Here is an 18,956-nt window from a genome sequence, read left to right as displayed (position 1 = left end):
GCGCGAAGGTTGTCACGTAGTCGAGACTTTGGGCTTTGGGCATTGCCCAGAGCCTCTCAGGCGAGCGGTATCTTGGCGTTCCAGTCATTAGCCTGAGAAACGGCCATCCACTTGGCCAGTAGCAGGCATTCTCCCGGATCAATCTCGTGTAGCTCTATTAGGTTCAGTGCCGCATCTCGACGAGATATGAGCAGCGAATGGACGTGAGGTAATATGCGCTAGCACATTAATGGTCAGGCTCAGGAAGCTGGCTTTCAGGACGGTTGCTACCACTGCGCGGTTAAAACTCGATGGCAATAAAAATTACCCCTCATCTTGTTCAACTGGCCTATGAGGCTGCTCTTAAATCCTTCTGGCGCAAGGAGTCACTCCGCAAGTTTCTCCGTCAGTCTCACGTTGCAGAATCTCACTTAGCAACATGGGCACCGGAAGAGAGTAAGCGTGACTTTTTGGATCGCACGTTCGCTGCTTTGCAGCGAAATGACAAAGGTAAGGCTGTTATTGGCGAAATGGCCACTTTCCTAGCTGAGCAAATTAGCTTCCCTGATCTCCGTAACTGGGAGGACTCTAATCTAAAAATCCAGGATGCTGCTAAGGCCGTTGCTGAGTTGAAAACGCTCATCGCCCGTCAATCCGAGGAAATTCGATCGGAACGAGAACGCGAAGCGGCAAAGACTAAAGCGCGGGAAGAACGTGAGGTCGCTCAGAGAAAGCTAGGAAGCCTCGCCGCACTAATGCAAAGACTCGATGATCTAGCGCCCCAGATGGGAACGGCACCCGGCGGGTATGCCTTTCAAGACTGGTTCTATGACTTCCTGGCTTTTGCAGAAATTGAACATCGCTGTCCATACAACACGGGCGGCAGGCAGATTGACGGCTCAATTACCGTTGACGGAACCACCTACCTTGTCGAGCTGAAATTCACTAAAAGTCAGGCTGGGGGGCCGGATATCGACGTATTTCGCGGAAAAGTAGAGAGCAAAGCCGACAACACAATGGGCTTGTTCCTATCCATGGCCGGGTATTCTTCAGTGGCAGTGAGCGAGGCGTCAGGCAAAAAGAGCACCTTACTATTGCTCGACGCTTCTCACATTTACCTCATCCTCACTGGTGGCATGCATTGCTTGGAAGTCGTTCGTAGAGTTCGTCGCCATGCTTCTCAAACTGGTGAGGCGTTTTTGCCAGTTTCATCATTCGGCGGCTGAAGGTGCCTTGGGAGTTATGACTAAATGGACTAAAAGGGGACAGATGCTTTCGGTTGAAAATAAATCTGTCCCCCTTTTCGGTCATTTTTTGTCCATTTGCCTAGCCAAAAGTAAGCCATCAGAGGAACTGATTCAACTACATATCAGACCATAGCTTCCAGAAAACTTGCTCAGATGGCACACCAAAACCGAGCAAGGCGAGCCGATTCTTTTCATAGGAATTAGGAGGCCGGACGGCAATCGTCCAGACAACACCACGGCTATTGAGCCCATTCACAATGGCTTTGAAATACATCTGGTCGACTTTCGACAGGCCGTGGCCAAGAATTACGATTTCTTCCACGGAATCCAATCCCTGAAAAAAATCAGCGTTTTCAGCAATGATTTTTCGAGAGGGTTTGAAGGTCTTTTCAAAATAACTATCCAGCTCATCCAATGCCTCGGTTAGCCGGGTGTCTTGCGTTTCTAAATCCGAACTATGGTTCAGCGACTGGCGTTCATTTGGTGCCCACCCATGACCCAAAATCAGGTCCGCATTTTCGTCCTCACCTTTACCGTGGATATGCAGAACACGACTGTCATCAACTCCGTACACCATCGACAAGGTTGGCGTGTAGTTGAAGGTGAGGTAAAAGCCTTGCGGATCGAGGCCACGAAACCGTACTGGTGCGCTCGCGGCGTCTGGTATGGGCAGATTCCTTACCCACTCAGCAAAGAGCGTTTGCAGCCTTGATGACAGGCCGGAAGCGATACGCTCAACCTCATACTGAAAATCATGGTGGCCCGAATCACTCCACTCATCTGAGCTATACGAGGGCATGAAATGCTCAAGGCTCTCGATGATGGAACCTGTGTCTAATTCAGCCAGAGCAGTTTCGAGATGCCCCCAGTCTTCCCCTGCTGGTACGAATTCCTCAACCCATCCAAAAACGTCATCGTCATGAAGCTCAAGGAATGCCTTGAAGTCTAGGTAGTCAGAAGGAATCCCATGCTGCCTGTCGAAGCCGTTGCCGACGATGTAAAGCGTCTTTGCATCCATACAAGACATCCTGAAAAATTGGAGGACCCGCATCATGAGACTTGCAGGCTTTCGCTGTAGCCTACCTTCCTTGCCGTATCACTCGCGGTTAAAACAACCTTTCACCCACTGCCAAAAGCCCTTCTTTTTCTCCGCGACTAGCTGATCATGAGCTTGTTTCAATTCCAGCTCCTTACGATCCAGAGTGGCTTTAATGTCGGAAGATTTACCCTCCAGTTCAGTGAGTTGTTCAGTCGATTTCTGCCAAAGGCCATGGGCTTTTACGAGCCTACTGTGCGTGACATTAAGCTCTTCATCTTTCGCAGTGATTTTCTGCTCAAGAAGCGCGCAGGCCCGTTGACCATTTGCCTCCGCAGTCTTGAGCTTGTCAGCCTGCATGGAGGCGAATTCTCGATGAAATTTGGTGCTGACCGGATCAGAAATAATCTTGGCGAAGACCTTTTCAGAAAGTAGCTCTTTTGTCTTGGCAAATCGTCTTTCAAGACTCCCTTCAATATCGTCCTGACGTATGTGCTGCTCGACGCGCAAACCTGGCCCCACCTTGACCTCAATAATAGGCACGCAATGCGCCTCGAAATCATCGATTTTTGGACGTTCGCACTGGTGTTCCACCCAAACCTCAATGGCGACCTTCCCGCCCCATTTTTTATAGAAGGGGTTGTCCTCGGTGAATTCGCCGTAGAGATCAGGGTAGTAAGTGCGCCCATTGCCAAAGCGAAGCTCTGCCTCGTCAGCCACGAGCCTTGTGAATTTGAACGGCACCATCTGGTTGCCAAAAACAAAATAGATGGTTTCGAGTTGCGCCAATGCGGCGATAACGAAAGCATGGGAAATGGACTCGCCGTCGCTATCTGAATTTCCACTGGAGGCCTTGTCGAGATTCTTGTATCTGAACCACCCGTTTTTTACAGTTACCATCGGCTTGCGCTTATGCTCGCGTGAGTGAGTGCTATAAAAGGTTAACGACTCGAAATACTGGTAGTTCTCACGCTTTAGCTTCAATGCTTGCCAGATGAAAAAAAGCTTGTATCTGCCATCTTCACGATTGATAAATCCGGTCGAATTTTTTGCATAAGCCCAAATCTTCATACTGAACCTAGAGTTTCCTTTCTCAAAAAATGGTCTAGCTGGTACAGAACTGTACAACACGAGAGCGAGCGCTTACAAAAGGATGAATGGGAGCTTACCCCTTCAACCGTTTCCATAGTTGGGTGGTACGGTAGGATGTTACGGCTCCTCAGATATTGAATCGATGACCTGAAGTGTCAAGCCGCTAGCCGTCGCCGCGCTCGCGTGTTTAGTCAAGTTCCACATTTGGCGCGAGCGATGGATACTCAAGGCTCAGGTCTTCAAGGCACTTTCGCATGAGCTCAGCATCTTTAGGCAAGCGTTTGCACAACGCATCCCACCCGGAAATTTTCAGTTGCACGGGCATTTCCACCAATCCTGTAATTGCGTCCCAGAAGGCATCCCAGTTACAGCCGTACCAGTCGGGGAAGCCGAGCGCCTCTCTCAGGGTGGAATGGAGTTCATTGGAACTCATCACTCCGTTTAGATCAATCTGCACAAACTGTTGGCGGGTCATCGTTCGAACCTCAATAGCGTTTAACGGTCTGCGATCAGGAACTCAACGGAACGAGCGCTGCGGTTTATAGAATATCTTTCACATAACCGTTAAGCGCGATGAGCGGAGCGTGAAGGTCGTCCATCTTCTGCACAGCGCTGAAATCCGCAGCTAAACGATGCAGCTCTCGGCCCAGCACCGTATCCATCCCGCCAATCGCTCCCAACGCTAAATCCAGGCATCGACCAATCTCACCCTGAATCCCAGCCACATCGCCCCGCCGTATCAACAACTCAAAAACCTCACGGTCGCAACTGCCCATCAATGGATCATCCCGCAGAATCGGGCTGTGACCCTCTGTCTCATAAGCCAGCTTGAGGGAGTAAAGAGCGACCGTTTCCAGCAGCAATTCCATGGGGGGAAATCCTTAGTGACTGGGTGGGGAGGGTGGGTTATGTCTTGGATTTGGCAGCTCGGGGTATTGGTGAGGGTGGTGACTTTTTTGTGAGCGCTTCGCGCTCAAGCGGGAGCAAGCTCCCTCGCCACAGGTTCTTCTCCTGCCACAGGATCTTCCGCTACCACAGGTTCTTCCTCTCCATGGGGTTGGCTATGGGGTCCGCTTCGCGGCCCAGCGGGGATAAATCCCCTCGCCACAAAGGGGGAATAAATCCCTTCACCACACAGGGGAGCGGGGATAAATCCTCTCACCACAAACGCGGGTGGGGAATTGGCTGAGCCCTGCATTAGCCGCAGAAAACCACTTTCCTACAGACGAAAAAAAAGACCTTGAATTTCAAGGTCTTTCTTTAAGATGGTGCCCCGAGGGAGACTCGAACTCCCACTCCTTTCGAAAACGGATTTTGAATCCGCCGCGTCTACCAATTCCGCCATCAGGGCTCAATGGCGGCGAAGTATAGAGAGGTGCCTACCGTTGGTCAATCACGTTTCATGGTGAATTTTTGATATTTCCGCTAGACTTTCCGGCCCTGCTAGACGAACCCCATCATGCGTGTTGCTGACTTTACCTTCGAACTCCCGGATTCGCTGATCGCTCGCCACCCTCTGGCCGAGCGTCGCGCCAGTCGACTGTTGACCCTGGACGGGGTCAGCGGTGCCATGGCTCACCGTCAATTCACTGATTTGCTTGAGCATTTGCGCCCGGGCGATTTGATGGTGTTCAACAATACCCGGGTGATTCCGGCGCGTTTGTTTGGCCAGAAGGCCTCCGGCGGCAAGCTGGAGATTCTGGTGGAGCGGGTGCTGGACAGTCATCGTGTGCTGGCCCATGTGCGGTCGAGCAAGTCGCCCAAGCCCGGTTCGTCGATTCTGATCGACGGCGGCGGTGAGGCGCGGATGGTGGCGCGGCATGATGCGTTGTTCGAGCTGGAATTTGCCGAAGAGGTGCTGCCGCTGCTCGACCGTGTCGGGCACATGCCGTTGCCTCCTTATATAGACCGCCCGGACGAAGGTTCGGACCGCGAGCGTTATCAGACCGTGTACGCCGAGCGCCTGGGGGCGGTGGCTGCGCCGACGGCGGGGCTGCATTTTGATCAGCCGTTGCTGGAGGCCATTGCCGCCAAGGGCGTGGAGACGGCGTTCGTGACGCTGCACGTCGGTGCCGGGACGTTCCAGCCGGTGCGCGTGGAGCGTATCGAAGACCACCACATGCACAACGAATGGCTGGAAGTGAGCCAGGAAGTGGTCGATGCCGTGGCGGCCTGTCGCGCGCGCGGTGGTCGGGTGGTGGCGGTGGGGACCACCAGCGTGCGCTCCCTGGAAAGCGCAGCCCGCGATGGCGTGCTCAAGCCGTTCAGTGGCGACACCGATATCTTTATCTACCCGGGCCGGCCGTTTCATGTGGTCGATGCCCTGGTCACCAACTTTCATTTGCCTGAATCCACGCTGTTGATGCTGGTTTCGGCGTTCGCCGGTTATCCCGAAGCCATGGCCGCCTACAAGGCCGCCGTCGAGCATGGATACCGCTTTTTCAGCTACGGTGATGCGATGTTCATCACCCGTAACCCCGCGCCACGCGGACCCGAGGAAACAGTATGAGTCGCACCTGTCGCATGTCCTTCGAGTTGCTCGCCACCGATGGCAAGGCTCGTCGCGGTCGTCTGACCTTCCCCCGCGGTACCGTGGAAACCCCCGCGTTCATGCCGGTGGGCACCTACGGCACGGTCAAGGGCATGCTGCCGCGTGACATCGAGGCGATTGGCGCGGAAATCATCCTCGGTAATACCTTCCACCTGTGGCTGCGCCCGGGCATGGAAGTGATCAAGGCCCACGGCGACCTGCACGATTTCATGCAGTGGAAAGGCCCGATCCTGACCGACTCCGGCGGCTTCCAGGTGTTCAGCCTCGGTGCGATGCGCAAGATCAAGGAGGAGGGCGTGACCTTCGCTTCTCCGGTCGATGGCGCCAAGGTATTCATGGGGCCGGAAGAGTCGATGCAGGTGCAACGCGACCTGGGCTCGGACATCGTGATGATCTTCGACGAATGCACGCCGTACCCGGCCGATGAAGACGTGGCGCGGGTGTCCATGGAGCTGTCGTTGCGCTGGGCCCAGCGCTCGAAGAACGCCCATGGCGACAACACCGCCGCGCTGTTCGGCATCGTCCAGGGCGGCATGCACCGCGACCTGCGCATGCGCTCGCTCGAAGGCCTGGACAAGATCGGCTTCGACGGCCTGGCGATTGGCGGCCTGTCGGTGGGCGAGCCCAAGCACGAGATGATCAAGGTGCTCGATTACCTGCCGGGCGAAATGCCCGCTGACAAACCTCGTTACCTTATGGGCGTTGGCAAACCGGAAGATCTGGTTGAGGGTGTGCGCCGCGGTGTGGACATGTTCGATTGCGTGATGCCAACCCGTAATGCCCGCAATGGGCATCTGTTCATCGACACTGGTGTGCTGAAGATCCGTAACGCGTTTCATCGCCATGATAATTCGCCGCTGGATCCGACGTGCGATTGCTACACCTGCCAGAACTTCTCTCGCGCTTATCTGCATCATTTGGACAAGTGCGGCGAAATGCTCGGCAGTATGCTCAATACCATCCACAATTTGCGCCATTATCAGGTGCTTATGGCTGGTTTGCGCGAGGCTATCCAACAGGGTACATTGGCCGCCTTTGTCGAGGCCTTCTATGCCAAGCGCGGGTTGCCTGTACCGCCTTTGGACTGAGTTTTCCGATCCCTAGATTCAATACTTGCAACTGGAGTGCTAAATGAGCTTTTTTATCTCTAATGCCATGGCTGACGCGGCTGCACCTGCTGCCGGCCCTATGGGCGGTGGTTTCGAGTGGATTTTCCTGGTCGGCTTCCTGGTCATCTTCTACCTGATGATCTGGCGTCCACAGGCCAAGCGCGCCAAAGAGCAGAAGAACCTGCTCAGCAGCCTGCAGAAAGGTGATGAAGTGGTCACCACCGGCGGTATCGCTGGCAAGATCACTAAAGTGGCTGATGACTTCGTGGTACTGGAAGTGTCCGACACTGTTGAAATGAAGTTTCAGAAGGGCGCTATCGCGGCCACGCTGCCAAAAGGCACGCTGAAAGCGATCTAAGTAACAACTTCTATTCAATCGACGGGGCGCGCAAGGCGCCCCGCGTCATAAGCGGGCGGCGTGATGCTGAACAAATACCCTCTGTGGAAATATGTACTGATCCTGGCGGTGCTGGCGGTCGGTCTGATTTATTCCGCTCCCAATCTATACCCGGATGACCCGGCCATTCAGGTCAGTGGCGCAAGCACTGCGCTGCAGGTCACCCAGGCCGATCTGGACCGTGCGAGCGCTGCGCTCAAAGCGTCCAATATCGACGTCAAGGCTGCGTCCATCGCCGAAAACGGCAAGGGCGGCCTGTTGCGCCTGGTCAAGGCTGAAGACCAGCTGCCAGCCAAGGACGTGGTGCGCAAGGCGTTGGGCGACGATTACGTTGTGGCCCTGAACCTGGCCCAGACCACTCCGCAATGGCTGCGCAAACTCGGCGCGCATCCGATGAAGCTGGGCCTGGACTTGTCCGGCGGTGTGCACTTCCTGTTGGAAGTGGACATGGAAAAAGCCCTCGACGCGCGGATGAAAGTCTACGAAGGCGACGTCAAGAGCTTGCTGCGCAAAGAGCGCGTGCGTTATCGCAGCCTGCCGCAACTCGACGGTGCCATTCAGCTGGGCTTCAGCGATGAAGATACCCGCGAGCAGGCCCGTGCGCTGATCCGCAAGAACTTCAACGATTTCGACATTGTACCGGCCGACCTCAATGGTCAGGCGGTGCTGCGTCTGGCGATGACCCCGGCCAAGCTGGCGGAAATCCGCGAATACTCCATCAAGCAGAACTTGACCACGGTGCGTAACCGCGTCAACGAGCTGGGTGTGGCCGAGCCGATCGTGCAGCGCCAGGGCGCCAACCGCATCGTGGTTGAGCTGCCAGGCGTGCAGGACACTGCCGAAGCCAAGCGTATCCTCGGCAAGACCGCCAACCTGGAGTTCCGCCTGGCCGCTGAGGCGGGTGCTTCCAAGGCCACTTCCGAGAGCTTCGAGTTCCGCGAGGGCGGTCGTCCGGCGGCGCAGATCGAGCGTGGCTTGATCATCACCGGTGACCAGGTGACCGACGCCCAGGCGGGCTTCGACGAGCAGGGTCGTCCACAGGTGAACATTCGCCTGGACGGTCACGGTGGCGAACTGATGAGCCGCGCTACGCGCAGCAACGTCGGTCGCAGCATGGCGGTGATTTTCATCGAGCAGAAGCCGACCACCACCTACACCAAGCAAGTGGTCAACGGCGTCGAGAAAGACGTACCGGTTCAGACCTTCAAGGAAGAGAAGAAGATCATCAGCCTGGCGACCATCCAGTCGCCACTGGGCAGCCAGTTCCGCATCACCGGCCTCAATGGCCAGGGTGAATCCTCGGAACTGGCCCTGCTGCTGCGTGCCGGTGGTCTGGCCGCGCCAATGTACTTCGCGGAAGAGCGCACCATTGGCCCGAGCCTGGGTGCCGACAACATCACCAAGGGTATCGATGCTTCGCTGTGGGGCATGCTGTTCGTGTCGCTGTTCATCATCGCCATCTACCGCTTCTTCGGCATCATCGCCACCGTCGCGCTGGCGGTGAACATGGTGCTGCTGCTGGCCCTGATGTCGCTGCTGGGGGCCACGCTGACCCTGCCGGGTATCGCCGGTATCGTATTGACCATGGGTATGGCGGTGGACGCCAACGTGCTGATCTTCTCGCGGATACGTGAAGAGATCGCCGCGGGCATGTCTGTCCAGCGGGCAATCAACGAAGGCTTCGGCCGGGCATTCACCGCGATCCTCGACGCCAACCTGACCACGTTGCTGGTGGGCGGGATTCTCTTCGCCATGGGCACCGGCCCGGTCAAGGGCTTCGCAGTGACCATGTCCCTCGGGATCTTTACCTCGATGTTCACAGCCATCATGGTGACCCGCGCAATGGTCAACCTGATCTTTGGCGGTCGTGACTTCAAGAAGTTGTGGATTTAAGGGGCTGCCATGTTACGTACAATCAACTTCATGGGCGTTCGCAACGTTGCGTTCGGCGTCACATTGTTCCTGACCTTGCTGGCGTTGTTCAGCTGGGGCACCAAGGGCCTGAACTACGGCCTGGACTTCACCGGCGGTACGCTCATCGAGCTGACCTACGAGCGTCCGGCCGACGTCACCAAGGTGCGTGAGCAACTGGCGACCTCGGGCTACAGCGATGCCATCGTGCAGAGCTTCGGTGCGACCACCGACCTGCTGGTGCGCATGCCGGGTGAAGACCCGCAACTGGGCCACCAGGTGGCCGAGGCCTTGCAGAAGGCCGGCGGCGACAACCCGGCCCAGGTCAAGCGCGTCGAGTTCGTCGGCCCGCAAGTGGGTGAAGAGCTGCGCGACCAGGGCGGCCTCGGCATGCTCATGGCACTGGGCGGCATCCTGATCTACCTGGCCTTCCGCTTTCAGTGGAAGTTCGCGGTGGGCGCGATTGTCTCGCTGATCCACGACGTGATCGTGACCGTGGGCATTCTGTCGTTCTTCCAGATCACCTTCGACCTGACGGTGCTGGCGGCGGTGTTGGCGATCATCGGTTACTCGCTCAACGACACCATCGTGGTGTTCGACCGGGTGCGTGAGAACTTCCGTGTGCTGCGCAAGGCGTCCTTGATCGAGAACATCAACATCTCGACCACCCAGACCCTGCTGCGGACCATGGCGACGTCGATCTCCACCTTGCTGGCGATTGCTGCGCTGCTGATCTTTGGTGGCGACAACCTGTTCGGTTTCTCCATCGCGCTGTTCATCGGCGTGCTGGCGGGTACGTACTCGTCGATCTACATCGCCAACGTGGTGCTGATCTGGCTGAACCTGAGCACCGAGGACCTGATTCCTCCGGCTGCTACTGAAACGGAAGTGGACGACCGCCCGTAAGGCTCCGGTTTCCACCCGTCACCACTGAAAAGGCGCGAGTTGAACTCGCGCCTTTTTTTGTGCTCCAAGGCTGGGAGAAGCGCGGATTAATCCGCTTGTGATGGTCAGGAGGTTCAAGTGAACAAATCGATGCTGGTTGGTGCGGTATTGGGTGCTGTCGGTGTAACGGCCGGTGGTGCAGTCGCCACCTACAGCTTGGTAAAAAGTGGCCCTGAGTATGCGCAAGTATTGGCCGTGGAGCCGGTCAAGACCCAAATCAAGACCCCGCGTGAAGTGTGCAAGGACGTCACCGTGACTCGGCAGAAGCCAGTCCAGGACCAGCACCAGATCGCCGGTACCGTCCTGGGCGCCGTAGCCGGTGGCCTGTTGGGCAACCAGATCGGCGGCGGCACCGGTAAGAAAATCGCCACCGTGGCGGGTGCGGCCGGTGGTGGTTATGCCGGTAACAAGATTCAGGAAGGCATGCAGGAACGCGACACCTACACTACCACCCAGACTCGCTGCAACACGGTCAATGACATCAGCGACAAGGTTGTAGGCTACGACGTTCGCTACATGCTCGACGGCAAAGAAGGCAAAGTCCGCATGGACCGCGACCCGGGCAACCAGATCCCGGTGAGCAAGGAAGGCCAACTGATCCTGGGCCAGAACGAACCGGCTCAGTGATCCAGCCGCTATGAAAAAGCACCCTTCGGGGTGCTTTTTTTCGCCCGCATTTACTACTCCACCTCAAACCCCCTGTGGGAGCGAGCTTGCTCGCGATAGCGGTGGTTAAGCTTGCGTGGATGTCTGCGTGGGCATGCATCCCGTGACGCTCTGCGTCACCTTCCAGAAGCGGAACGCGGAGCGTCCCTGGCGGCATTCCCACGCGGAGCGTGAGGAACGATCGGCGTATGAGGCAGGCATAAAAAAAGCACCCCGAAGGGTGCTTTTTTCTGTAGCCGGTTGCTTAGCGCTTCAGCGAAGCCGGCAGGTGCGGCTGGATGGCGGTGAGCACAGCCTTGAAGCATTTGGTGTTGCCGGCAACGATGTGGCCTTTTTCAAGGAAGTCGTGGCCGCCGGTGAAGTCGCTCACCAAACCACCGGCTTCCTGGATCAGCAGGGCGCCAGCAGCCATGTCCCACTCGGACAGGCCCGATTCCCAGAACGCATCGAAACGGCCAGCGGCCACATAAGCCAGGTCCAGGCTCGCAGCGCCGGCGCGGCGGATGCCGGCGGTCTGGCCGACCAGGGCGCGGAACATGCCCAGGTAGTTGTCCAGGTTGTCCATCTGGTCATCACGGAACGGGAAGCCGGTACCCAGCAGGGCGCCGTCCAGGCTGGTGCGGCCGCTGACGCGCAGGCGACGACCGTTCAGTTGGGCGCCACGGCCACGGCTGGCGGTGAATTCTTCCTGGCGAACCGGGTCCAGCACAACGGCGTGTTCCAGGCGACCACGGTATTTGCAGGCGATGCTGACAGCGAAGTGAGGAATGCCGCGCAGGAAGTTGGTGGTGCCGTCCAGCGGATCGATGATCCACAGGTACTCTTCGCCTTCGATGCCAGTACCGGCGTGCATGCCGGTCTCTTCACCGAGGATGGAGTGGTTTGGGTAAGCCTTGCGCAGGGCGTCGACGATTTTTTGCTCGGCGGCGCGATCAACCTCGGACACGTAGTCCTTGGCGTCTTTTTCATCGACCTTGATGGTATCCAGGCGCTCGATGGAGCGGAAGATCAGTTCACTGGCGCTGCGGGCGGCGCGCAGCGCGATATTCAGCATGGGCTGCATGGATGTGTCACCTAAGGTTGTTAAAGAAAGCCGCGCATTCTATCAGAAAGTTTTCTCAGGAGAAGGTTGGTGTTCGCTTTCATAGCTTAACGGTAGGTGCTTATGTAAGATTTGCTCCCTTTATCGTGTTCGAGAGCGCCTCCCTTGTTGCAGAACATTCGTGTCGTCCTGGTCAATACCAGCCATCCGGGTAACATCGGCGGAGCTGCGCGGGCCATGAAGAACATGGGCCTGTCGCGCCTGGTGCTGGTCGAGCCGCGCTTGTTTCCCCATCACGAAGCCGACGCCCGGGCCTCCGGCGCCGGTGACATCCTCGCCAACGCGCAGGTCGTCGCCACCCTGGAAGACGCCCTGGTGGGGTGCAACCTGGTGCTCGGCACCAGCGCCCGCGACCGGCGTATCCCCTGGCCGCTGCTCGACCCCCGCGAATGCGGCACCAAAGTGGTCGAGGAAGCCGCGCAAGGCTTTGAGATCGCCCTGGTGTTCGGCCGTGAAGACTCCGGCCTGACCAACGACGAGCTGCAGCGATGTCACTTTCACGTGCATATCCCTTCCGACCCCGAGTTCAGCTCCTTGAACCTGGGTGCGGCGGTGCAGGTGTTGAGCTATGAAGTGCGCATGGCTTGGCTGGCAGCCGAAGGCAAGCCCAGCAAAGTCGAAAAAACCGAGGTCACGTCGCCGCGCAGTGAGACACTGGCGACCATGGACGAACTGGAACGGTTCTATGAACACCTGGAACAGACCCTGGTGGACATCGAATTCCTCGACCCGGAAAAGCCGCGACACTTGATGGCGCGTCTGCGTCGGTTGTACGGACGAAGCTCGGTCAGCCGGGCGGAGATGAATATATTGCGCGGCATCCTCACGGAAACCCAGAAGGCGGCCCGTGGCGAGCTGATTAAGCGGAAGAAATAAAATGTTCGAACGTTTGCGTGAAGATATCCAAAGTGTTTTCCATCGTGACCCGGCGGCGCGCAATGCCTTTGAAGTGCTGACCTGCTACCCGGGGATGCACGCGATCTGGATCCACCGCTTGTCCGGCGCCTTGTGGAACATGGGCTGGAAGTGGCTGGCGCGGGTTGTCTCGAACTTCGGGCGCTGGCTGACCGGGATCGAGATCCACCCGGGCGCCAAGGTCGGTCGCCGCTTCTTCATCGACCACGGCATGGGCATCGTCATCGGCGAGACCGCCGAGATCGGCGACGACGTGACCCTGTACCAGGGCGTGACCCTCGGCGGCACCAGTTGGAACAAAGGCAAGCGCCACCCGACCCTGGAAGACGGCGTGGTAGTGGGTGCCGGCGCCAAGGTGCTCGGGCCGTTCACTGTGGGGGCGGGGGCGAAAGTCGGCTCCAATGCCGTGGTCACCAAGGCCGTGCCGCCTGGCGCGACCGTGGTGGGCATCCCTGGGCGGATCATCGTCAAGTCCGATGACGAGCAGGACGCCCGCCGCAAGGCCATGGCCGAGAAAATCGGCTTCGACGCCTACGGTGTCGGCGAAGACATGCCCGACCCGGTCGCCCGCGCCATCAACCAGTTGCTCGATCACCTGCAGGCCGTCGATGGGCGTCTGGAGGGGATGTGCGGCGCCCTGAAGGACCTGGGCAGTAATTACTGTGCCAAGGACCTGCCTGAACTGCGCGAGGAAGACTTTGCGTGTGTGAAGGACAAGGATGAAACCCAGGCCAGCTAAACCGAGGTGCCTGCATCGCGGGCAAGTCTTGCTCCCACAGGAGTCCTGGTTTTACAGGTCCCCTGGTTTTTAAAGAGCCCTCTGTGGGAGCGGGGGGATTCTGTGGGAGCAAAGCTTGCTCGCGATAAACGATAACGCGGTATCACTGGTCGCCGCCGGCCAGCCTTTGCTATGATGCGCGCGCTCTTTCGCGGGTAAACCTGAGTAAAGCACTAGGTCTTATACTTGACTTAAATACTCGGGAATTGCATACTCGCCCCCATTCCGAACTCCGTGGTAATTGTCCATGCGACTGACTACAAAAGGCCGATACGCCGTGACCGCAATGCTGGATCTGGCATTGCATGCGCAGCACGGGCCGGTGTCCCTGGCCGATATCTCCGAGCGCCAGGGCATTTCCCTGTCCTACCTTGAACAGCTGTTCGCCAAGCTGCGCCGTAGCAACCTGGTTTCCAGCGTTCGCGGCCCAGGCGGCGGCTACCAGCTGTCGCGCGACATGCAGGGCATCCAGGTCGCCCAGGTGATCGATGCGGTGAACGAATCGGTCGATGCGACCAAATGCCAGGGCCTTGGCGACTGCCATGGCGGCGATACTTGCCTGACCCACCATTTGTGGTGCGACCTCAGCCTGCAGATTCACGAATTTCTAAGCGGTATCAGCTTGGCTGACCTTGTAACTCGTCGTGAGGTGCAAGAAGTAGCCCAGCGTCAGGACCAGCGTCGTTGCAATAGCAAGGCGCCGCACCTGGACAAGATTGAAGCGTCCGCCGTCGAATGACTGCCGCAGAGCACGCGGAACGCCAGCCAGCCTGATTTAGGAGAGAGTCCATGAAATTGCCGATTTACCTTGATTACTCTGCGACCACCCCGGTTGATCCGCGTGTTGCGCAAAAAATGAGTGAATGCCTGCTGGTCGACGGAAACTTCGGTAACCCGGCGTCCCGTTCCCACGTGTTCGGCTGGAAGGCCGAAGAATCGGTCGAAAACGCCCGTCGCCAGGTCGCCGACCTGGTCAACGCCGACCCGCGCGAGATCGTCTGGACCTCCGGTGCTACTGAATCCGACAACCTGGCAATCAAGGGTGTCGCGCATTTCTATCACACCAAGGGCAAGCACCTGATCACCTCCAAGATCGAGCACAAGGCTGTCCTGGACACCATGCGCCAACTGGAGCGTGAAGGCTTCGAAGTCACCTACATCGAGCCTGGTGAAGACGGCATCATCACTCCAGCCATGGTCGAAGCCGCCCTGCGTGACGACACCATCCTGGTTTCGATCATGCACGTGAACAACGAAATCGGCACCATCAACGACATCGCGGCCATCGGCGAGCTGACCCGTTCCAAGGGCATCCTGTTCCACGTCGACGCGGCCCAGTCCACCGGCAAGGTCGACATCGACCTGTCCAAGCTGAAAGTCGACCTGATGTCGTTCTCGGCCCACAAGACCTACGGCCCTAAAGGCATTGGCGCCCTGTACGTCAGCCGCAAGCCGCGCGTTCGCCTCGAAGCGACCATGCACGGCGGCGGTCACGAGCGTGGCATGCGTTCCGGCACCCTGGCGACCCACCAGATCGTCGGCATGGGCGAAGCCTTCCGTGTAGCCAAGGAAGACATGGCTGCCGAGAACGTGCGCATCAAGGCCCTGAGCGACCGCTTCTTCAAGCAGGTCGAGGGCCTCGAAGAGCTTTACGTCAACGGCAGCATGACCGCCCGCGTACCGCACAACCTGAACCTGAGCTTCAACTATGTTGAAGGCGAGTCGCTGATCATGGCGCTCAAGGATCTGGCCGTGTCGTCCGGTTCGGCCTGCACCTCGGCATCGCTTGAGCCTTCGTACGTACTGCGCGCCCTGGGCCGCAACGACGAACTGGCCCACAGCTCGATCCGCTTCACCTTCGGCCGTTTCACCACCGAAGAAGAAATCGATTACGCCGCGCAGAAAGTCTGCGAGGCCGTTACCAAGCTGCGCGCTCTGTCGCCGCTGTGGGACATGTACAAAGACGGCGTCGACATTTCGAAAATCGAGTGGGCGGCGCACTGAAGAAGTCGCCACCAGAGCGACTCACTGATGAGGATTAAAGCAAATGGCATATAGCGAAAAGGTCATCGACCACTACGAGAACCCGCGCAACGTCGGCAAGATGGACGCGCAGGATCCTGATGTCGGCACCGGCATGGTCGGCGCCCCGGCGTGCGGCGACGTCATGCGCCTGCAGATCAAGGTCAACGAGCAAGGCATCATCGAAGATGCCAAGTTCAAGACCTACGGCTGCGGTTCCGCCATCGCGTCCAGCTCCCTGGCCACCGAGTGGATGAAGGGCAAGACCCTTGATGAAGCCGAAACCATCAAGAACACCCAGCTGGCCGAAGAACTGGCCCTGCCGCCAGTGAAGATCCACTGCTCGGTACTCGCCGAAGACGCCATCAAGGCCGCTGTTCGCGATTACAAGCAGAAGAAAGGCTTGATCTGATCCGCGTTACGGTAAGGAGTTTTCCATGGCTATCCAGATGACAGAAGCGGCAGCTAAGCATGTGCAGCGTTCCCTCGCGGGGCGTGGCAAGGGCGAGGGTATTCGCCTGGGTGTTCGCACCACGGGCTGCTCTGGCCTTGCCTACGTGCTGGAATTCGTCGACGAAGTGGGCGAAGACGATCAGGTATTCGAGAGTCATGGTCAGAAAGTGATCATCGACCCGAAAAGCCTGACGTACCTGGACGGCACCGAACTGGATTTCGTCAAGGAAGGGTTGAACGAAGGCTTCAAGTTCAACAACCCCAACGTGCGCGGTGAATGTGGCTGCGGCGAAAGCTTCAACATCTGAGGCAGCTTGTGGGTACTCCTTGTCATTTTGCGTTGTTCCAGATGCAGCCTGCGTTCCAGCTGGATCTCGACCAGTTGTCCGCGCGTTATCTGGAGTTGGCCCGTGGTGTCCACCCGGACCGCTTTGCTGACGCCTCCGAAGCCGAGCAGCGCCGGGCGCTTGAGCAGTCTGCGAACCTCAACGAGGCGTACCAGACACTCAAGAGTCCAGCCAAGCGCGCGCGTTATCTGCTCGCCATCAGCGGCCATGAGTTGCCGCTGGAGGTCACGGTCCACGATCCCGAGTTTCTTTTGCAGCAGATGCAATGGCGCGAAGAGCTCGAAGACCTGCAGGACAGCGCCGACCTGGCCGGTGTCGCGGTATTCAAGCGCCGCTTGAAAGACGCCCAGCACACGTTGAACGAAAGCTTCGCAGCTTGCTGGAACGATGCCGCGCAACGCGAACAGGCCGAACGCCTGATGCGGCGCATGCAGTTCCTCGACAAGCTCACCTACGAAGTGCGCCAGCTCGAAGAGCGCCTCGACGATTAACCCAGTGCCGCTCCGGTCGCACGCCTGATTACAGATAAGTCCTGATTACGATGGCCCTACTGCAGATCGCCGAACCCGGCCAAAGTCCACAACCGCACCAGCGTCGCCTGGCTGTCGGGATCGACTTGGGTACCACCAATTCCCTGGTCGCTGCCTTGCGCAGCGGTCTTTCCGAACCGCTGGCCGATGAGCAGGGGCAGGTGATCCTGCCGTCCGCCGTGCGCTATCACGCCGACCGCGTTGAAGTGGGTGAGTCGGCCAAGCTGGCCGCCGCCACCGACCCGTTGAACACCATTGTCTCGGTCAAGCGCTTGATGGGTCGTGGTCTGTCCGACGTCAAGCAATTGGGCGACCAACTGCCGTACCGCTTTGTCGGCGGCGAATCCCACATGCCGTTCATCGAGACCGTACAGGGCCCGAAAAGCCCGGTAGAGGTTTCCGCCGACATCCTCAAGGTCCTGCGCCAGCGCGCCGAGGCGGCATTGGGCGGCGAGTTGGTGGGCGCGGTCATTACCGTCCCGGCTTATTTCGACGACGCCCAGCGCCAAGCCACCAAGGATGCCGCCAAGCTCGCCGGCCTGAACGTGCTGCGCCTGCTCAACGAGCCGACGGCCGCTGCGGTGGCGTATGGCCTGGACCAGCATGCCGAAGGCCTGGTCGCCATCTACGACTTGGGTGGCGGTACTTTCGATATTTCGATCCTGCGCCTGACCGGTGGTGTCTTCGAAGTCCTGGCCACCGGCGGCGACAGCGCCCTGGGCGGCGATGACTTCGACCACGCCATCGCTGGCTGGATCATCGAGCAAGCCGGTTTGTCCGCTGACCTCGACCCGGGTGCGCAGCGCCATCTGCTGCAAACCGCCTGTGCCGCCAAGGAAGCCTTGACCGACGCCGCCACGGTTGAAGTTGCTTATGGCGACTGGAAAGCCGCGCTGACCCGCGAAGCCTTCGATGCCCTGATCGAACCCATGGTCGCCCGCAGCCTCAAGGCCTGCCGCCGTGCCGTGCGCGATTCCGGCGTAGAGCTCGAAGACGTCAAGGCCGTGGTCATGGTCGGTGGTTCGACCCGTGTGCCTCGCGTTCGCGAAGCCGTGGCCGAGGCCTTTGGCCGCCAGCCGCTGACTGAAATCGACCCGGACCAGGTGGTTGCCATCGGCGCCGCGATCCAGGCCGATACCCTGGCCGGCAACAAGCGCGATGGCGGCGAACTGCTGCTGCTCGACGTGATTCCGTTGTCCCTGGGCCTGGAAACCATGGGCGGCCTGATGGAGAAGGTGATTCCGCGTAACACCACCATCCCCGTTGCTCGCGCCCAGGACTTCACCACCTATAAAGACGGCCAGTCGGCCATGATGGTCCACGTGCTGCAAGGCGAGCGTGAGCTGATCAGCGACTGCCGCTCCCTGGCTCGCTTCGAATTGCGTGGCATCCCACCGATGGTGGCGGGTGCGGCGAAGATCCGCGTGACCTTCCAGGTCGATGCCGACGGCTTGCTCAACGTCTCCGCCCGCGAACTGGGTTCGGGCGTGGAGGCGAGCATCCAGGTCAAGCCGTCCTATGGCCTGACCGACGGCGAAATCGCCAAGATGCTCAAGGATTCCTTCCAGCATGCCAGCGACGACAAGGTGGCGCGTGTGCTGCGCGAGCAGCAGGTCGACGCCCAGCGCCTGATCGAAGCCGTGCAAGGTGCCCTTGAGGCTGACGGCGAGCGTTTGTTGGATGCCGAAGAGCGCATGGTCATCGAGCTGCAGATGCAGGAATTGTCCGAATTGATCAAAGGCACCGATGGCTATGCCATCGAGCAGCAGACCAAGCGTCTGTCGCACGTCACCGATGCCTTTGCTGCCCGCCGCCTGGACTCGACGGTGAAAGCCGCCCTGGCGGGGCGCAACCTGAATGAAATTGAGGAATAACT

20 protein-coding genes and 1 tRNA gene are annotated in these 18,956 nt (G+C 58.6%); 15 read left to right on the top strand and 6 right to left on the bottom strand.

Annotation, left to right across the window (positions count from 1 at the left end; all coding sequences use genetic code 11):
• Positions 1-290: 290 nt before the first annotated feature.
• Positions 291-1,205 (top strand): restriction endonuclease, encoded by a 915-nt coding sequence (locus tag ASC85_RS04600; protein WP_162254863.1) that lies wholly within the window; start codon positions 291-293, stop codon positions 1,203-1,205.
• Positions 1,206-1,341: 136 nt separating this feature from the next.
• Here ASC85_RS04600 and ASC85_RS04595 read toward each other — a convergent pair whose 3' ends face one another.
• The 5 genes from ASC85_RS04595 to ASC85_RS04575 all read right to left on the bottom strand — a co-directional run bounded on the left by ASC85_RS04595 (position 1,342) and on the right by ASC85_RS04575 (position 4,705).
• Positions 1,342-2,244, bottom strand: a complete 903-nt coding sequence (locus ASC85_RS04595; RefSeq protein WP_057448442.1) for a bacteriophage abortive infection AbiH family protein — start codon at positions 2,242-2,244, stop codon at positions 1,342-1,344.
• Between the two features lie 78 nt (positions 2,245-2,322).
• Positions 2,323-3,333: a hypothetical protein gene (locus tag ASC85_RS04590; protein WP_057448429.1), complete on the bottom strand. Its 1,011-nt coding sequence runs from the start codon at positions 3,331-3,333 to the stop codon at positions 2,323-2,325.
• Positions 3,334-3,541: 208 nt separating this feature from the next.
• On the bottom strand, positions 3,542-3,829 hold the full coding sequence (locus ASC85_RS04585) for a barstar family protein (protein WP_057448428.1): 288 nt from the start codon (positions 3,827-3,829) through the stop codon (positions 3,542-3,544).
• 64 nt (positions 3,830-3,893) lie between these two features.
• A complete protein-coding gene (locus ASC85_RS04580) occupies positions 3,894-4,223 on the bottom strand; it encodes a hypothetical protein (RefSeq protein ID WP_057448427.1) in 330 nt (109 codons plus the stop codon).
• 397 nt (positions 4,224-4,620) lie between these two features.
• Positions 4,621-4,705: transfer RNA gene (locus ASC85_RS04575), tRNA-Leu, on the bottom strand.
• 108 nt (positions 4,706-4,813) lie between these two features.
• On the opposite strand from ASC85_RS04575, the gene queA reads away from it, so the two are divergent.
• From queA to ASC85_RS04545, 6 genes are all read left to right on the top strand, one after another.
• The gene (gene queA, locus ASC85_RS04570) at positions 4,814-5,863 is read left to right on the top strand and encodes a tRNA preQ1(34) S-adenosylmethionine ribosyltransferase-isomerase QueA (RefSeq protein ID WP_018607457.1); all 1,050 of its coding nucleotides are present in this window, start codon (positions 4,814-4,816) and stop codon (positions 5,861-5,863) included.
• 14 nt (positions 5,864-5,877) lie between these two features.
• The gene (tgt, locus tag ASC85_RS04565) at positions 5,878-6,993 is read left to right on the top strand and encodes a tRNA guanosine(34) transglycosylase Tgt (protein ID WP_162254865.1); all 1,116 of its coding nucleotides are present in this window, start codon (positions 5,878-5,880) and stop codon (positions 6,991-6,993) included.
• A 43-nt stretch (positions 6,994-7,036) separates the two neighbouring features.
• Complete coding sequence (gene yajC / locus ASC85_RS04560; RefSeq protein ID WP_007982729.1) at positions 7,037-7,372, top strand: preprotein translocase subunit YajC; 336 nt, start codon at positions 7,037-7,039, stop codon at positions 7,370-7,372.
• 63 nt (positions 7,373-7,435) lie between these two features.
• Complete coding sequence (gene secD / locus ASC85_RS04555; RefSeq protein WP_057448425.1) at positions 7,436-9,304, top strand: protein translocase subunit SecD; 1,869 nt, start codon at positions 7,436-7,438, stop codon at positions 9,302-9,304.
• A gap of 9 nt (positions 9,305-9,313) precedes the next feature.
• On the top strand, positions 9,314-10,228 hold the full coding sequence (gene secF / locus ASC85_RS04550; protein ID WP_057448424.1) for a protein translocase subunit SecF: 915 nt from the start codon (positions 9,314-9,316) through the stop codon (positions 10,226-10,228).
• Between the two features lie 117 nt (positions 10,229-10,345).
• Entirely contained in the window at positions 10,346-10,894 is a 549-nt protein-coding gene (locus ASC85_RS04545) for a glycine zipper 2TM domain-containing protein (protein ID WP_014336691.1), read from the top strand.
• A 283-nt stretch (positions 10,895-11,177) separates the two neighbouring features.
• On the opposite strand, the gene suhB is transcribed toward ASC85_RS04545, so the two are convergent.
• Positions 11,178-11,996: a type III secretion system regulator SuhB gene (gene suhB / locus ASC85_RS04540; RefSeq protein WP_003185165.1), complete on the bottom strand. Its 819-nt coding sequence runs from the start codon at positions 11,994-11,996 to the stop codon at positions 11,178-11,180.
• A gap of 144 nt (positions 11,997-12,140) precedes the next feature.
• Between suhB and trmJ the strand changes: the two genes are divergently transcribed.
• From trmJ to hscA, 8 genes are all read left to right on the top strand, one after another.
• Positions 12,141-12,911, top strand: coding sequence for a tRNA (cytosine(32)/uridine(32)-2'-O)-methyltransferase TrmJ (trmJ, locus tag ASC85_RS04535; RefSeq protein WP_038856918.1), 771 nt, complete (start codon positions 12,141-12,143; stop codon positions 12,909-12,911).
• Position 12,912: 1 nt separating this feature from the next.
• A complete protein-coding gene (gene cysE / locus ASC85_RS04530; protein WP_046063909.1) occupies positions 12,913-13,689 on the top strand; it encodes a serine O-acetyltransferase in 777 nt (258 codons plus the stop codon).
• A gap of 286 nt (positions 13,690-13,975) precedes the next feature.
• On the top strand, positions 13,976-14,467 hold the full coding sequence (gene iscR / locus ASC85_RS04525) for a Fe-S cluster assembly transcriptional regulator IscR (RefSeq protein ID WP_003185160.1): 492 nt from the start codon (positions 13,976-13,978) through the stop codon (positions 14,465-14,467).
• A gap of 50 nt (positions 14,468-14,517) precedes the next feature.
• The gene (locus ASC85_RS04520; RefSeq protein WP_057448423.1) at positions 14,518-15,732 is read left to right on the top strand and encodes an IscS subfamily cysteine desulfurase; all 1,215 of its coding nucleotides are present in this window, start codon (positions 14,518-14,520) and stop codon (positions 15,730-15,732) included.
• 43 nt (positions 15,733-15,775) lie between these two features.
• Positions 15,776-16,162 (top strand): Fe-S cluster assembly scaffold IscU, encoded by a 387-nt coding sequence (gene iscU, locus ASC85_RS04515; RefSeq protein ID WP_003185157.1) that lies wholly within the window; start codon positions 15,776-15,778, stop codon positions 16,160-16,162.
• Positions 16,163-16,187: 25 nt separating this feature from the next.
• Complete coding sequence (gene iscA / locus ASC85_RS04510; RefSeq protein ID WP_030139597.1) at positions 16,188-16,511, top strand: iron-sulfur cluster assembly protein IscA; 324 nt, start codon at positions 16,188-16,190, stop codon at positions 16,509-16,511.
• Between the two features lie 8 nt (positions 16,512-16,519).
• Positions 16,520-17,041, top strand: a complete 522-nt coding sequence (gene hscB / locus ASC85_RS04505; protein ID WP_003197997.1) for a co-chaperone HscB — start codon at positions 16,520-16,522, stop codon at positions 17,039-17,041.
• 50 nt (positions 17,042-17,091) lie between these two features.
• Positions 17,092-18,954, top strand: a complete 1,863-nt coding sequence (gene hscA, locus ASC85_RS04500) for a Fe-S protein assembly chaperone HscA (protein ID WP_057448422.1) — start codon at positions 17,092-17,094, stop codon at positions 18,952-18,954.
• Positions 18,955-18,956: the final 2 nt, after the last annotated feature.

Source organism: Pseudomonas sp. Root401, from assembly GCF_001425105.1.
In the GTDB taxonomy this organism is placed as follows: Bacteria; Pseudomonadota; Gammaproteobacteria; order Pseudomonadales; family Pseudomonadaceae; genus Aquipseudomonas; species Aquipseudomonas brassicacearum.
The sequence above is the reverse complement of the archived record's forward strand: the minus strand, read 5'-3'. Positions and strand labels throughout refer to the sequence as shown.